Annotated in this window: 10 protein-coding genes, 1 tRNA gene, 1 rRNA gene and 1 pseudogene; 6 read left to right on the top strand and 7 right to left on the bottom strand. The window is 72.0% G+C overall.

Annotation, left to right across the window (positions count from 1 at the left end):
• Positions 1-1612, top strand: a 1612-nt coding sequence (locus tag IRQ30_RS22655) for an LCP family protein (RefSeq protein WP_227467998.1), incomplete at its 5' end; no start/stop codon positions are given.
• 58 nt (positions 1613-1670) lie between these two features.
• Positions 1671-1744, top strand: a tRNA-Ile gene (locus tag IRQ30_RS22650).
• 12 nt (positions 1745-1756) lie between these two features.
• On the opposite strand, the gene IRQ30_RS22645 is transcribed toward IRQ30_RS22650, so the two are convergent.
• Together IRQ30_RS22645 and IRQ30_RS22640 are read right to left on the bottom strand one after the other, a co-directional pair.
• A complete protein-coding gene (locus IRQ30_RS22645) occupies positions 1757-2365 on the bottom strand; it encodes a DUF6518 family protein (RefSeq protein ID WP_193615091.1) in 609 nt (202 codons plus the stop codon).
• Positions 2366-2462: 97 nt separating this feature from the next.
• Entirely contained in the window at positions 2463-3626 is a 1164-nt protein-coding gene (locus IRQ30_RS22640; protein WP_193615090.1) for a hypothetical protein, read from the bottom strand.
• A 138-nt stretch (positions 3627-3764) separates the two neighbouring features.
• Between IRQ30_RS22640 and IRQ30_RS22635 the strand changes: the two genes are divergently transcribed.
• Positions 3765-4817, top strand: coding sequence for an alpha/beta hydrolase (locus IRQ30_RS22635; protein WP_193615089.1), 1053 nt, complete (start codon positions 3765-3767; stop codon positions 4815-4817).
• A gap of 1 nt (position 4818) precedes the next feature.
• On the opposite strand, the gene IRQ30_RS23955 is transcribed toward IRQ30_RS22635, so the two are convergent.
• Entirely contained in the window at positions 4819-5115 is a 297-nt protein-coding gene (locus tag IRQ30_RS23955; protein WP_264674650.1) for a DUF72 domain-containing protein, read from the bottom strand.
• A gap of 38 nt (positions 5116-5153) precedes the next feature.
• A pseudogene (locus tag IRQ30_RS23950) lies at positions 5154-5525 on the bottom strand (DUF72 domain-containing protein); the annotation flags it as partial.
• Between the two features lie 204 nt (positions 5526-5729).
• Here IRQ30_RS23950 and IRQ30_RS22625 point away from each other — a divergent pair.
• Entirely contained in the window at positions 5730-6539 is an 810-nt protein-coding gene (locus IRQ30_RS22625; protein WP_193615088.1) for an MBL fold metallo-hydrolase, read from the top strand.
• A gap of 31 nt (positions 6540-6570) precedes the next feature.
• Here IRQ30_RS22625 and IRQ30_RS22620 read toward each other — a convergent pair whose 3' ends face one another.
• From IRQ30_RS22620 to IRQ30_RS22610, 3 genes are read right to left on the bottom strand one after another with little or no spacing between them, the layout of a single operon-like run.
• The gene (locus IRQ30_RS22620; RefSeq protein ID WP_193615087.1) at positions 6571-6774 is read right to left on the bottom strand and encodes a hypothetical protein; all 204 of its coding nucleotides are present in this window, start codon (positions 6772-6774) and stop codon (positions 6571-6573) included.
• 57 nt (positions 6775-6831) lie between these two features.
• Positions 6832-9642 carry an ATP-binding protein gene (locus tag IRQ30_RS22615; RefSeq protein WP_193615086.1) on the bottom strand — a complete coding sequence of 937 codons (2811 nt, stop codon included), beginning with the start codon at positions 9640-9642 and terminating at the stop codon, positions 6832-6834.
• The gene (locus IRQ30_RS22610) at positions 9642-11033 is read right to left on the bottom strand and encodes a protein kinase domain-containing protein (protein ID WP_193615085.1); all 1392 of its coding nucleotides are present in this window, start codon (positions 11031-11033) and stop codon (positions 9642-9644) included. The genes IRQ30_RS22615 and IRQ30_RS22610 overlap by 1 nt, the downstream gene beginning before the upstream one ends.
• Before the next feature lie 111 nt (positions 11034-11144).
• On the opposite strand from IRQ30_RS22610, the gene tyrS reads away from it, so the two are divergent.
• Entirely contained in the window at positions 11145-12413 is a 1269-nt protein-coding gene (gene tyrS, locus IRQ30_RS22605; RefSeq protein ID WP_193615084.1) for a tyrosine--tRNA ligase, read from the top strand.
• A 517-nt stretch (positions 12414-12930) separates the two neighbouring features.
• Positions 12931-12995: ribosomal RNA gene (locus IRQ30_RS22600) — 16S ribosomal RNA — on the top strand; the annotation flags it as partial.

The following is a 12995-nucleotide window of genomic DNA, read 5'->3' as shown; positions in this document are numbered from 1 at the left end:
CGGTGTCCGGCGCGCCACCCGCGCGACCCGACCGCCGCTGTGGCGGCGTGCGCGACGCCCGGCGTCGAGCCGGCCGACGGGCGCCCGTCGCTCCGGTGGGTCCCGCGCGCTGCGACCCCGCCGCCGGCGTACGCAGGGCCTGCCCGGCACGCTCGGCATGACCGTGCTCGGCGCCGTGTTCCCCGGCTCGGGCTACCTCTACGCCGGACGCAAGGCGATCGGCGCGGTCATCCTGGGGATCTGGCTCGCGCTGCTCGGAGGCTTCGCGTGGTACTTCGGGCGTGACGTCCGCACCGCCATCGACCTCGCCTTCGACCCCACCCGGCTCAAGGTGGCGGCGCTGGTGCTCGCCCTCGGCGTGCTGGTCTGGGTGTTCGTGGTCCTCACGTCCTACCGACTGGTCCGGCCTCGGGCGCGCCCGCGCTGGCACACGACGGTCGGCAACGCCGCCGTGGGGCTGCTCTGCCTCGCGGTGCTCGTGCCCGCGGGCATGGCGTCGCGCTACGCGTTCGCCCAGGCCGACCTGGTCGAGACCGTGTTCGACGACAACGCCAGCGCCACGGTGCCGGAGGGCATCACCGAGAAGGACCCGTGGGGCGGTCGCGAGCGGGTCAACGTCCTGCTTCTCGGCGGCGACGGCGGCGAGGGCCGCACCGGCGTGCGCACCGACACCGTGATCCTCGTCAGCATGGACACCCGCAGCGGCAAGACGGTCATGTTCAGCCTGCCGCGCAACATGATGTACGCGCAGTTCCCCGAGTCCAGCCCCCTCCACGAGCTCTACCCCGAGGGCTACGGCGCCGGGACCGCGGAGGAGGAGGCCGGCTTCTACATGCTGAACGCCGTCTACGGGCAGATCCCCGAGCGCCACCCCGGGGTCCTGGGCAAGAGCGACAACGAGGGCGCCGACGCCATCAAGCAGGCGGTCGCTGGAAGCCTGGGCGTGCGGGTCGACTACTACCTGCTGGCCAACCTGTCCGGCTTCAAGCAGGTCGTCGACGCCATGGGCGGGGTGACCGTCAACATCAACGAGCCGGTCGCGATCGAGGGCAACACCGACGCCGGCATCCCGCCGGTCGGCTACCTCGACCCGGGGCCCGACCAGCACCTCGACGGCTACCACGCGCTGTGGTTCGCGCGCGGACGCTGGGGCTCCGACGACTACGAGCGCATGGAGCGCCAGCGCTGCATGGTCTCCGCGATCGTCGAGGCCGCCAACCCGGTCAACCTCCTCACCCGCTACCTCGACCTGGTCAAGGCCGGCAAGGAGATCGTCTATACCGACATCCCGCTGGACATCGCCCCGGCGTTCGTCGAGCTGGCCATGGAGGTGAAGAACGCCAAGGTGAAGTCGGTGGTGTTCAAGGCCTCCGACAAGTTCTTCTCCGGTGACCCCGACTACGACTACGTGCGCCAGACCGTGCAGCGCGCCCTCCACCCCAAGCCCCCCAAGACCCCGAAGCCCCCGACGTCCGAGGGGCCGGGCAGCCCGGGCACCCCCGTCCCGCCGGACCCCGGCACCGACCCCGAGTCGACGGACATCCCCGACGAGGACACCCAGGACGCCTGCGCCTACAACCCGACCGGCGAGGTCGTCAGCGCCTCCGACTAGCGCGTCCCCGGAGGTGGCGTGGGGCGCCACCGAGCCCCGCCGCTAGGCTCGCCCGCGAGGGGCGGTAGCTCAGTCGGTCAGAGCAGAGGACTCATAATCCTTGGGTCGTGGGTTCGAGCCCCACCCGCCCTACGATGCCGCGGCTCACGGCACGGTGGTGAGCACGACGTACCCCAGGCTCAGCACCACGGTGGCCGCCACGGCGCTGGCCACCACGCCTGCGGCGACCTCGGGCGTGGCGCGCAGGCGTCTCACCGTGAAGGCCACCAGCACCGCGCCGGCAGCCAGGCACAGGCTCCAGTAGACCGGGCTGGTGCTGGCGCTGACGAAGGTCAGGCCGTAGATGCCGTCCGCGAAGAGCACGCCCGCGAGCGCCCCCGCTCCCAGCGCGGAGTGGGCAGGGCGGCTGCCCACCACCGCGGCGGCGGCGGCACCGACGAAGGGACCGGCGATGATGCCGACCACGCTCCACAGCACCGGGTCGTAGGCGAGCCCTCGCAGCTCGGAGGCCGCCGTGTAGCCCAGCACCAGGGCGACGAACGAGGCCACCCCGAGCGCGGCCCCCCACGGCAGCGAGGGCCGCACCGCGGCGACGAGCAGCGCGGTCAGGGCCGTCCAGCCGGACGGCGAGTTGGCGAACGACGCCAGCGCGTCCGGCAGCACGCCCTGCGCCCACGAGGTCAGACCGCCGAGCAGCAGGCTGCAGCCGACGACGGCCGAGGCGGACAGGAGGCGGCGGGGAGTGGCGTTCACGTCCCCATCGTCGAGGGTCGTCCGCCCCTGACCGCGCCGTTCGAGAGCACGCGGTACCTGCGTCCAGGAAGTCGGTACCAGGGGAGGAGAGGCGCCGCTACGACCGCGACAGCCGCCGGCGGACCTTGCGTGCGCCGATCCGGAGCCACTCGCGACCGCTGGGCTCGCGCGGCTCCGGGACGGGCGCCGGGGGAGCAGGGGTGGGCGGGTCGAAGCTGCGCTCGCCGCGCAGGGCGCCCTCGACGACCGCGGTGACCAGGCCGAGAGGCAGCGAGAGGTCCTCGACGCGCACCTGCTCCACGGGCTCGTCGGTCTGGCGCAGGGACTCTGCGTCGCCGATGACCGGGACCGGGAGGGACGCGACGGCGGCGACGCGCTGGTCGCTGATCTCGCGCATCCGGTCGAGTGCCCACGTGGGGATCGGAGGGGTGCGCGGCCCGGTCGGGCGTACGCCGCTGGCGCGCAGCGCGTCCACGACGTGGTGGATGTTCGCGGCGGCGTACGGCGCCGACCAGCCGTTGTCCTCGTAGAGGTCGCGCAGGGAGCGGATCACCTCCGACTCGCTCCAGCTCAGGCTGTGGTTCGAGCGCGTGAGGTCCGGCTTCAGGACGCCCGGCGGCAGCCCGAGCATCTGGCTGAACACCCGGAAGAGCTGGTCGCGGTCCGACTCGTCGCCGATGACCAGCGTGAACCGCTCCGGGTCCACGACCTGGGTCCACCGGTCGACGAGGCCCACGAAGTCGTGGCCCTGCCACAGGTCGCGGTGCTGGCGGTCGTCGGGGTCGTCGCCCAGCACCCGTTCCAGCCAGGGCTCGAAGTCCTCGAGCTTTCCCCACTTGACCCGCTCCTGCCACAGCGAGGGCAGCAGGCGGTCCAGGCGCCGGGCGACGGCCACCACCCGGGGCTCCTCGCCCCCGAGGTCGTCGACGATGCGGGCGACGACGTCGGGCTTGGCGCGCGCGAAGTTCTCGTCGCTGACGCACACGCGGGCCGCACCGGCCTCGCGCACCTCGGCGACGAGCTGCTCCCAGTGCCGGATCGGGAACTCCCGGCCCGGGGGCTTGCCGGGAAGGCCCAGGGCCCAGCCGGCCTTGCGGCGGCGGAAAGGGCCCTTCGGGTAGTAGGCGCCGTGGGCCGCCATGTCGTCGCGCGCCGAGGACATGGCGACCTGGATCGCGGTCGTCCCGGTCTTGTGCGGACCGATGTGAATCAGGCGCCCGCCTGCGGGCAGGAGCAGGTCGTCAGGCGCAGCGTGAGGCATGGGCGTCAGGGTACGCGGGGCGGTCGGCGCCGCAGCGGGGCAGTCGGGCGCGTGGCGCCCTGCTCCGAAGAGGGGCGTCGTGTGTGTCACATACCGACGGTCTGTCGAGCGGCGGCCCTATTGACGTACGTTCAACAGATGACCCTCGGCTTCCGCCTGGCCCTCCTCCCCGCGGCCCTCCTGGCACTCACGACCCTCACCGTCCAGGCCCCCGCCTCGGCCAGGGAGACCGAGCGGCCGGCGCGGCTCGCGTCGCGGCAGGTCGTCTTCGAGCTGGTCAACCACGGGGACGGGCTGCTGCGCTGCCAGGGGGACGACCGGACCTACCAGGTGCGCGGCCGGCTCGTCGGTCCGCGGCGCGACGTGCTCGGCCGCGGGGGCTCCACGCGCATGAACGTGCTGGTGCACGACGAGGGCACGGGCGGCTGGTTCTGGAACCTGCGCAAGCACCCTCGCTACGACTACGCCACCCAGCTGGCCCGTCGCGGGCAGACCTCGCTCGTGCTGGACCGCCTCGGCTACGACACCAGCCCGCTCGCCGACGGCGACGACACCTGCCTCGACGCGCAGGTCGCCATGCTCCACCAGGTCGTGCAGCACCTGCGGTCCGGTCGCTACGAGTTCACCCGAGGCCGCACCACCACCCCGCACGCGAGCCAGGTCGTGCTCCACGGGCACGGGGTCGGCGCCACCGTCGCGCAGGTCGAGGCGGCTCGCTACGACGACGTCCACGGACTGGTCCTGATCTCGTGGGCCGGCGCCGACCCCTCCGCCGCCGCGCGCGAGCAGGCGCGCCGGCAGAGCGCGGTGTGTGCGCGCGGCGCCGGCTACGCGTCGTACGGCGCCTCGGTGGCGGAGTACCGCGGGCTGCTGTTCGCGACTGCTCCGAGGCGCGTCCAGGCGACCGCGGCCGGCAAGCGCAACGCCACCCCCTGCGGCGACGTGACCAGCCTCGGTCGCGCGATCGTGTCCTCGACGGCGTCGGCCGGCCGGGTCGAGGTGCCGGTCCTGGTGCTGTCCGGGAGCCGTGACGCGAGGGTGAGCCGGCAGGCCGCGGAGGCTGCCTCGGCGTTCCGCGCCAGCCCCGAGGTCACCGTGCGCACGGTCGCGGGAGCGGGCAGCGCGCTGCCGCTGGAGCGCTCCGCGCCACTCACCCGGCGCATCGTGCTCCGGTGGCTGCGCACGCTGTGAGCTAGCGGACGCGCGCGAGGAGCCGGACGGCGTCGTGGGGCGCGAACCCCTTGACGTCGTTGTCGAAGTAGACGTGGACGTCCTCCCCGTCGGCGGCCCAGCGGCGGCACTTCTCCGCCCACGCGTCGAGGGCGGCGTCGCTGTAGCCGCTCGTGTAGAGCTCGGCGTCGCCGTGCAGCCGGACGTAGCGGTGGTCGCTCGTGCGCTCCTCGACGTGGGGCCAGCGCCCGGCGGTGTCGGCGACGACGCAGGCGACGTCGTGCTCGCGCGCAACAGGGCGTAGGCCTCCGGCGTGCAGAAGGACGCGCTGCGGAACTCCAGCGCGTGGCGCAGCGGGCGGTCCGCGTCCGTGACGGTGAGGGCCCGGTCCTCGGCCAGCTTCTCGTCGTGGCGTGCCGCCAGCGCCGCCGCCTCGGTCGTGGTCCGCGGCAGCTGGTCGAAGAATCCCCGCATCCGCTCCGCGTCGAAGGGCAGGTTCTGGGGCAGCTGCCACAGCAGGGGCCCGAGCTTGGGCCCGAGCGCGAGCACGCCGGAGGCGAAGAAGTTGGCGAGGGGCGCCTCCACGTCGCGCAGCTTCTTCATGTGGGTGATGAAGCGCCCGCCCTTGACCGCGAAGACGAAGTCGTCCGGCGTCTGGTCGCGCCACGCGGCGTACGACGTGGGTCGCTGCAGCGAGTAGAAGGACCCGTTGATCTCGATCGAGGTCATCCGCTGCGCGGCGTACTCCAGCTCACGGCGGTGGACGAGCCCTCGCGGGTAGAAGTCGCCGCGCCACCCGGCGTAGGTCCAGCCGGAGATGCCGACCCGCACGCGCCCCGCCATGGGGTCCGGTACCCGGCCGCCGCCCGGCGATGCCGGGTTTGGTCGTCCCCCGCGAGGGGCACCCAGGCGGTCCGCCACCGGGAGGACACCATGACGACTGCCTCGCTCGAGTTCATCGGGACGGCCACGACCCTGCTGCGGCTGGGGCCGTTCACGCTGCTGACCGATCCGAACTTCCTTCACCGCGGCCAGCGCGCCTACCTGGGCAAGGGGCTCGTCACGAAGCGGCTGACCGAGCCGTCGCTGCAGCCGCACGAGCTTCCCGACCTGCACGCCGTGGTGCTCTCCCACCTGCACGGCGACCACTTCGACCGCATCGCGAGGCGCGAGCTCGACCGGGACCTGCCCGTCCTCACCACGCCCGCTGCCAGCAGGAGGCTCGGGACGTGGGGGTTCGCGGGCGCCCACGGCATGAGCACCTGGGAGAGCGTGGACCTCGAGGAGGACGGGATGCGGCTGCGCGTCACCTCCGTGCCGGGCACCCACGCCCCGAAGGTGGCCCGTCACGTGCTGCCCCCGGTGATGGGGTCGGTGCTCGAGCTCGACGACGGCAGCGGCGGTCCGCCGTTCCGGCTCTACATCTCGGGCGACACGTTGTTCCGCCCGTGGCTGCGCGAGGTCGTGGACCGGACCGGTCCGCTGGACGCCGCCGTCGTGCACCTCGGCGGCACCCGCGTGCTGGGGCTCCTGGTGACGATGGACGGCGACCAGGGCGCCGACCTCGTCGAGCTGCTGTCGCCGGGCGTCACGGTGCCGGTGCACCACGACGACTACACCGTCTTCCGCTCGCCGCGCTCGGACTTCCTGGAGGCGTGCCGCAGGCGCGGGCTCCCCTCGCAGGTCCGGACGGTCGAGCGCGGGGGAGTCGTCGACCTGCGCCCGGCGTCCGGAGGGAGCTAGAGGCCTTCGTGAGGCGGCCCGACCGGCAGCGCTACTTGGAGGGCTGCGGGGTCTTGCAGTCGATCTTCGGGTTGACGCCGACGTAGTTCAACGGGCCCGCGACGATCGTGAGCGCCGTGTCGCCGAAGGTCTTGCAGTTGACCTCGCGGTCGTCCCCGAAGTACCCGCGCTGGAAGGCTGCGGCGGCGCCGATCACCAGCCAGACGACGAGCAGAATGCCGATCAAGCCCTTCATGACGTTCTCCTGAGCCTCGTGTCCCCAGCCCGCGGATGCGAGGGCCGAGCCGTCACCCTAGTCCGAGCGCTGACCTGCGGGATCCCCCGGAGGCGCGTACGTCGCCTGGTAGGTGCTCAGCAGCGTCCGGCCCTCCTCGAGCGCCCGCTCCAGCTCGGGCAGCAGGGCCAGCGCGCCGTCCGTGGTGCCGGCGTCGCCGAGCCACTCGAGCTGCCGGGCGGCGGCGGCGGAGCCCTGCACGCCCAGGTTGAGCGCGCTGCCGGCGAGCTTGTGGGCGGCCTGTCGCATCAGGTCGGCGTCGCCGTCGTCGATGTGGCCGCGGATGGTGTCGACGGCGGCGACGGAGTTGCGGCTGAAGTTGCCGATGGCCCGGTCGAGGTAGGCGGTGTTGCCGACGTCCAGGTCGCGCAACATGTCGAGGCGTTCGACGTCGAGTCCGTCGATGGGGGAGGTGGGGGGGAGCACGAGGTCATCATCGCCCACGCGCGCGCTCTGCGGAACGCCGCCGGTCCAGCGCAGGAGCGTCTGCGCCAGCGCGGCGGGGTCGACGGGCTTGGTGAGGAAGTCGTCCATGCCGGCGTCGAGGCAGCGGTCGCGCTCGCCGTCGATGGCGGCGGCGGTCATCGCGATCACGGGGACGCGGTGCCCGGCCTCTTCCCGGCCGCGCAGCGTCCGCGTCGCGGTGTAGCCGTCCATGATCGGCATCTGCACGTCCATCAGCACCGCGTCGAAGTCCTGGAGCTCGAGCACCTCGAGGGCCTGGACGCCGTCGCCGGCGACCTCCACGGCGTACCCCATCGCCTCGAGCAGCCCGGCCGCGACCATCTGGTTGACCTCGTTGTCCTCGACGACGAGCACCCGCCGGCCGTGGGGGTTGGCGACGGCCGGAGCCATCGGCCCCACCAGCGGGGTGGTCTCCGGGGTGCCGATCAGCACGTTGCTGAGCCACGCGGTGAACGTGAAGACGCTGCCCTGCGGCACGTTGGGCGAGAAGGAGATCTCGCCGCCGAGGGCCTCGACGATCTCCTTGGAGATGGCCAGGCCGAGCCCGGTCCCGCCGTAGAGCCGGGTCGTCGAGGAGTCGGCCTGGGTGAAGGGCGCGAAGAGGCCGGGGACCTCGTCGGGTGCGATGCCGATCCCGGTGTCGCGCACCTCGATGCGCAGCTGGGTGCGGTCACCCTGCGTGTGGGCGCCGGCGGTCGCCGTCACGCTGCCTGCGTCGGTGAACTTCACGGCGTTCGACAGCAGGTTGGACAGGACCTGCGCCAGCCGCGTCTGGTCGCCGCACAGCGCCAGGGGCACCTCGGGCTCGCACCGGATGTCGAGCCGGACGCCCTTGCTGCGCGCCGACTCACCCAGGACGCTCTCCACCTGCTCCAGCAGGGGGCGCACCTCGAAGTCGCGTTGCTCGAGCTCGAGCCTCCCGGCCTCGATCTTGGAGAAGTCCAGGACGTCGTTGATGACGCTCAGCAGGGCCTGGCTGGCCACCTGGACGCCGGCCGCCAGCCGCTGCTGCTCCTCGTCGAGCCGGGTGCGCCGCAGCAGGTCGTTGAGGCCGATGACGCCGTTGAGCGGGGTGCGGATCTCGTGGCTCATGGTCGCCAGGAACTCCGACTTCTGCCGGGACGCCGCCATGGCGGCGTCCCGGGCGTCGGCGACGACGCGCTGCGCCTCCTCGCGCTCGGCGACGCGGGCGAGCTGGATGGCGACCGACTCCACCATCGCCTGGATCATCTCGTGCCGGTACAGCGGCGGGTCCGACATGATCGTCACCACCGCGATCGGGCGGCCGGCGTGCGAGACGTTGAAGGCGATCGTGAGGTGGTCCTCGCTCCACACCGACTCGCGCCGCTGCATCGCCTCGGTGGCCAGCGCCAGCTCCAGGGCGGCGTCCTCGGGGGTCTGGAGGTCGTCGAGGCGGTCCTGGTCGGTGAGGTAGATCGGCTGCACCCGGGTGCCGTCGTCGACGACCCGGAACGCGCGCCCCCGGCGCCAGTCATCGTGGAGCATCACCAGGTCCCTGGCCTGGACCAGCACGTCGTTGAGCGTGTGGGCCTCGTTGGCCGTCACGGCCACGGCCTGCATCAGGGTGTTCTGGTTGACCTGGTCGACCAGCGCGATCTCCGCGTCCTTGACCTCGGTGATGTCCTGGTGGGTGCCGGAGAGACCGATGGCGGTGCCGTCGGCGTCGCGGCGGATCACGCCTCGTCCGCGTGTCCACACCCAGCCGTGCGCGGCCTGCAGCCGCGCGACGAACACGAAGCTGTCGCCGCCGTCGGCGTCAGCGATGGCCTGCAGCACCTCGTCGCGGTCCTCGGGATGCACCCGGTCGAGGAACCCCTCGAAGTCGCCCGGCTCCTCGTCGGGCGTCCAGCCGTAGATCTCCTGGAGGCCGGTCGAGCCGACGAGCACGCGCCGCTCGTAGTCCCACTCCCAGCTCCCGATGCGCGCGATGCGCTGCGCCTCGTCCAGCCGGGCCCGGCTGGCCATGAGCTCGTGCAGCGTCGCTCGGCGCTCGCTGACGTCCGAGATCCGGTGGAGCACGGCGGTCAGGGTGCCGTCGGGCGCTCGCAGCCCGCTCTCGAGCACCTCGACCCAGGTGTGCGAGCCGTCGGCGGCGATGAACTGGCTCTCCACCGGCCCGTCGTTCAGCACCCCGCGACGCAGGTCCTCCAGGTGCGCGGCGAACTGCGCGCGCCCCTCCTCGTCGAGGGTGTCGGCCACCGTCAGCCGGACGAACTCCCGCCGGCTCACGCCGTACATCGCCGCCAGGGCCTGGTTGGCGTAGACCGTGCGCCCGTCCAGGTCGAAGACCCAGATGCCGTCCGGCGACGTCTCGACGATGTCGCGGTACAGCTCTGGATCCATCAGAGCGACCTGGCGCTGGAGATCTTGTAGCGGCCGTCGGTGCCGACCAACGTGAGCTCGACAGTCTCCTCGATGCCGTCCCCGTTGCGCTCGTAGCGGTAGGTGTAGGTCACGGTCATGCTCGCGGGGTCAGCCCTGATGTCCTCGACCTCGGGCTCGCTGACACTGCCCCAGAACTCCTGGTAGTCGGGGCTCGCCTGCTGGTAGTCGGCCGTGAGGAGGTCGAAGCCAGCCTCCGGGTCCGAGCTGGCGATGCCGGGATAGCTGCGGCCGAAGTCCTCCATCCCGGCCGCGGTCACCGTCGGGGTGCTCGACGGGCTGCTGGACGGGGACGATCCGGCGCCGGGGCCGGGTGTCCGCCCCTGGTCGTCGTCACCGTTGCCGAAGACCACCGCCAGGGCGATCACGGAGCCCAGGACGAGCACGGCCAGCGTCACGAGCACGGGGAGAAGCCTGCTGGGTGGGCGACGGGCCGCACGCGAGCCGCCCGTGGGGACGGCCGATGACGGCGGCGCGGCCATCACCTGGGTCGAGGACTCCGGCGCGACGGGAGGCGCTGCTGCCCGACGCCGCCGGGTGGGCCGCGGGGCGGCCACCGCCGCGCCCGGGCCGGCACGCAGGAACTCCACGACCTGGCGCATCGACCAGCGGTCCCGCGGGTCGAGCGTCATGCTCGCCTCCAGCAGCGGGGCCAGCCACCCCGCCGCCGCACCCAGCCGAGGCGGATCCTCGTGCACGATCCGGTAGAGGCCGCCGATGACGTTGTCGCCGATGTCGTACGGCGGTCGGCCCGCGAGCGCGTGGAACAGGGTGGCGCCCAGCGACCACACGTCGCTGCGGTCGGAGGCCTGCCGCCCCGAGGCGACCTCGGGGGAGATGTAGGCGGGGGAGCCGGTGACCAGGCCGGTCTGGGTGAACGAGGCGTCGGCCTCGGCCCGGGCGATGCCGAAGTCGGAGAGCTTCACCTGTCCCTCGGGCGTCACCAGCATGTTCGACGGCTTGACGTCGCGGTGCACGATCCCGGCCTCGTGCGCGGCCGCCAGGGCGTCGGCCGCCTGCACGACGATCTGCGCGGCCTGGTCGACGGGCAGCGCCCCGCGGCTGCGGACGAGCTCGGCGAGCGTGCTCCCCTCGACGTACTCCATCACCAGCCACTGGGCCTGGTCCTCGTCGACGAGGTCGAAGACGGCGACGACGTGGGGGTGGTTGAGCCGAGCCGCGAGCCGCGCCTCACGCTCCGCGCGGAGCAGGTCGGGACTGCTTCCCCCGGGGGCCATGCCGATGCGCTTCAGCGCGACGGGTCGCCCGAGGACCTCGTCGCGACCGAGCCACACCGCGCCCATCCCGCCTCGACCGATCTCGCGGTCGAGTGAGTATCTGCCTGCGATCACACGTCCTCCTCCGACGGCAAGCGTAGTCATTGACCCGGTGGGCATCTCACCCACGGATGCGGCAGGCTGGGGGAGGCCGAGAACGGCCGTCCCGACACCGAAAGGCCGACCGTGAGCATCGACCCCACTCTTCTCGACGACCTCGAGTGGCGCGGCCTGATCGCGCACTCGACGGACCTCGACGCGCTGCGCGAGGCGTTCGCCGCCGGGAGCGTGCGGTTCTACGTCGGCTTCGACCCCACCGCGCCGAGCCTGCACATGGGCCACCTCGTGCAGGTGCTCACCGCGCGGCGCCTGCAGCAGGCGGGCCACACGCCGTACGCCCTGGTCGGCGGCGCCACCGGCATGATCGGCGACCCGAAGGACACGGGGGAGCGGGTGATGAACCCCGCGGAGACCGTCCAGGAGTGGGTGGGGCGCCTCCGCGCGCAGATCGAGCCCTTCCTCTCCTTCGACGGGGAGAACGCCGCCACCTTGGTCAACAACCTCGACTGGACGTCGGGGCTGTCGACGATCGACTTCCTGCGCGACATCGGCAAGCACTTCCCGGTCAACCGGATGCTCGCTCGCGACACGGTGCGGCGTCGCCTGGAGTCGGGGATCAGCTACACCGAGTTCAGCTACGTGCTGCTGCAGTCCATGGACTTCCTCGAGCTGCACCGCCAGCACGGCGTGACGCTGCAGTTCGGCGGGTCCGACCAGTGGGGCAACATCACCGCCGGCGTCGAGCTGATCCGCCGCACCGAGAGCAGCCGCGTGCACGCGATCGCTACGCCCCTCATGACGAAGGCCGACGGCACCAAGTACGGCAAGACCGACGGTGGAGCCCTGTGGCTCGACCCCGAGATGCTCTCGCCCTACGCCTTCCACCAGTTCTGGCTCAACGCCGAGGACGAGAAGGTCGGCGAGCTGCTGCGGGTGTTCACCTTCCTGCCGCGGGCGGAGATCGAGGCGCTCGAGGCCAGGCACGCGGAGAAGCCCTTCCTCCGGGAGGGGCAGAAGGTGCTGGCCGACGAGGTCACGACGCTGGTGCACGGAGCCGACGAGACCGAGCAGGCCAAGGCGGCAGCCGCCGCTCTCTTCGGCGGCGGCGAGCTGAGGGCGCTCAGCGGCGGCACCCTCGCCGCGGCACTGCGCGAGGCCGGCGTCGTCCGGGTGCCGTCCGGGGAGCTGCCCACGGTCGTGGACCTCCTCGTCGAGTCCGGGCTCGCGAAGAGCAAGGGGGAGGCGCGGCGCACGATCACCGAGGGCGGCGCCTACCTCAACAACGAGCGGGTCGAGGACCCCGACGCGCGCCCCGGCGACGACGACGTGCTTGCCGGCGGGTGGCTGGTCCTGCGCCGCGGCAAGAAGAAGTTCGCCGGCGTCGAGGTCGGATGACATCCGTGGAGCACGCAGATGTCGCCCGGATGAACGCCGCGTGGAGACCCCCGACCGCCGTCGTCGGGCATGTCCGCGCCGGGGCTGGGCACCCACACCCCCTCTGACCTGCGAAAACACAATTGTGGCCCGGGTCACCCCCACCCGATTTGTGCTTCCCCGCAGGAGTCCTCTAATGTTCTGGATGTCGCCAGGTGCGGCGGGAAGCAAGACCGAGAGGTCGGGCTTCCGGCCCCGGTGACCATCTTCTTCACTCTCGCCGGGTGAGAACGAGTGTGGCTCAGCCGCAGTCGGAATCCCGGGCCGCAGACGTGTGCGAAGTAAAGCAGCAACAGATCAGCCCCAGGCTGACCCTCACCGGGTCGTGTCAGGTGTGCGTCTGATACTTGAGAACTCAACAGTGTGTCATAGTCGATGAATTAGTTTGTATGCCCTCATCTTTTGGTGTTGGGTTGTTTTTTCGGCATTAATGATTCTGGCAATTGTCAGTTTTGTTTTTTGTCAGTGATTGGAATTTTCTACGGAGAGTTTGATCCTGGCTCAGGACGAACGCTGGCGGCGTGCTTAACACATGCAAGTCGA

The organism is Nocardioides lijunqiniae (assembly GCF_015024225.1).
Taxonomy (GTDB): domain Bacteria; phylum Actinomycetota; class Actinomycetes; order Propionibacteriales; family Nocardioidaceae; genus Nocardioides; species Nocardioides lijunqiniae.
This window is presented reverse-complemented; position numbering and strand designations above follow the sequence as displayed.

Bases quoted from the DNA above. Each gene is read 5' to 3' on its own strand.
- IRQ30_RS22635 (WP_193615089.1), top strand. From the start codon at position 3,765: ATGACCCTCGGCTTCCGCCTGGCCCTCCTCCCCGCGGCCCTCCTGGCA.
- IRQ30_RS22620 (WP_193615087.1), bottom strand. From the start codon at position 6,774: ATGAAGGGCTTGATCGGCATTCTGCTCGTCGTCTGGCTGGTGATCGGC.
- IRQ30_RS22615 (WP_193615086.1), bottom strand. From the start codon at position 9,642: ATGGATCCAGAGCTGTACCGCGACATCGTCGAGACGTCGCCGGACGGC.
- IRQ30_RS22625 (WP_193615088.1), top strand. From the start codon at position 5,730: ATGACGACTGCCTCGCTCGAGTTCATCGGGACGGCCACGACCCTGCTG.
- IRQ30_RS22640 (WP_193615090.1), bottom strand. From the start codon at position 3,626: ATGCCTCACGCTGCGCCTGACGACCTGCTCCTGCCCGCAGGCGGGCGC.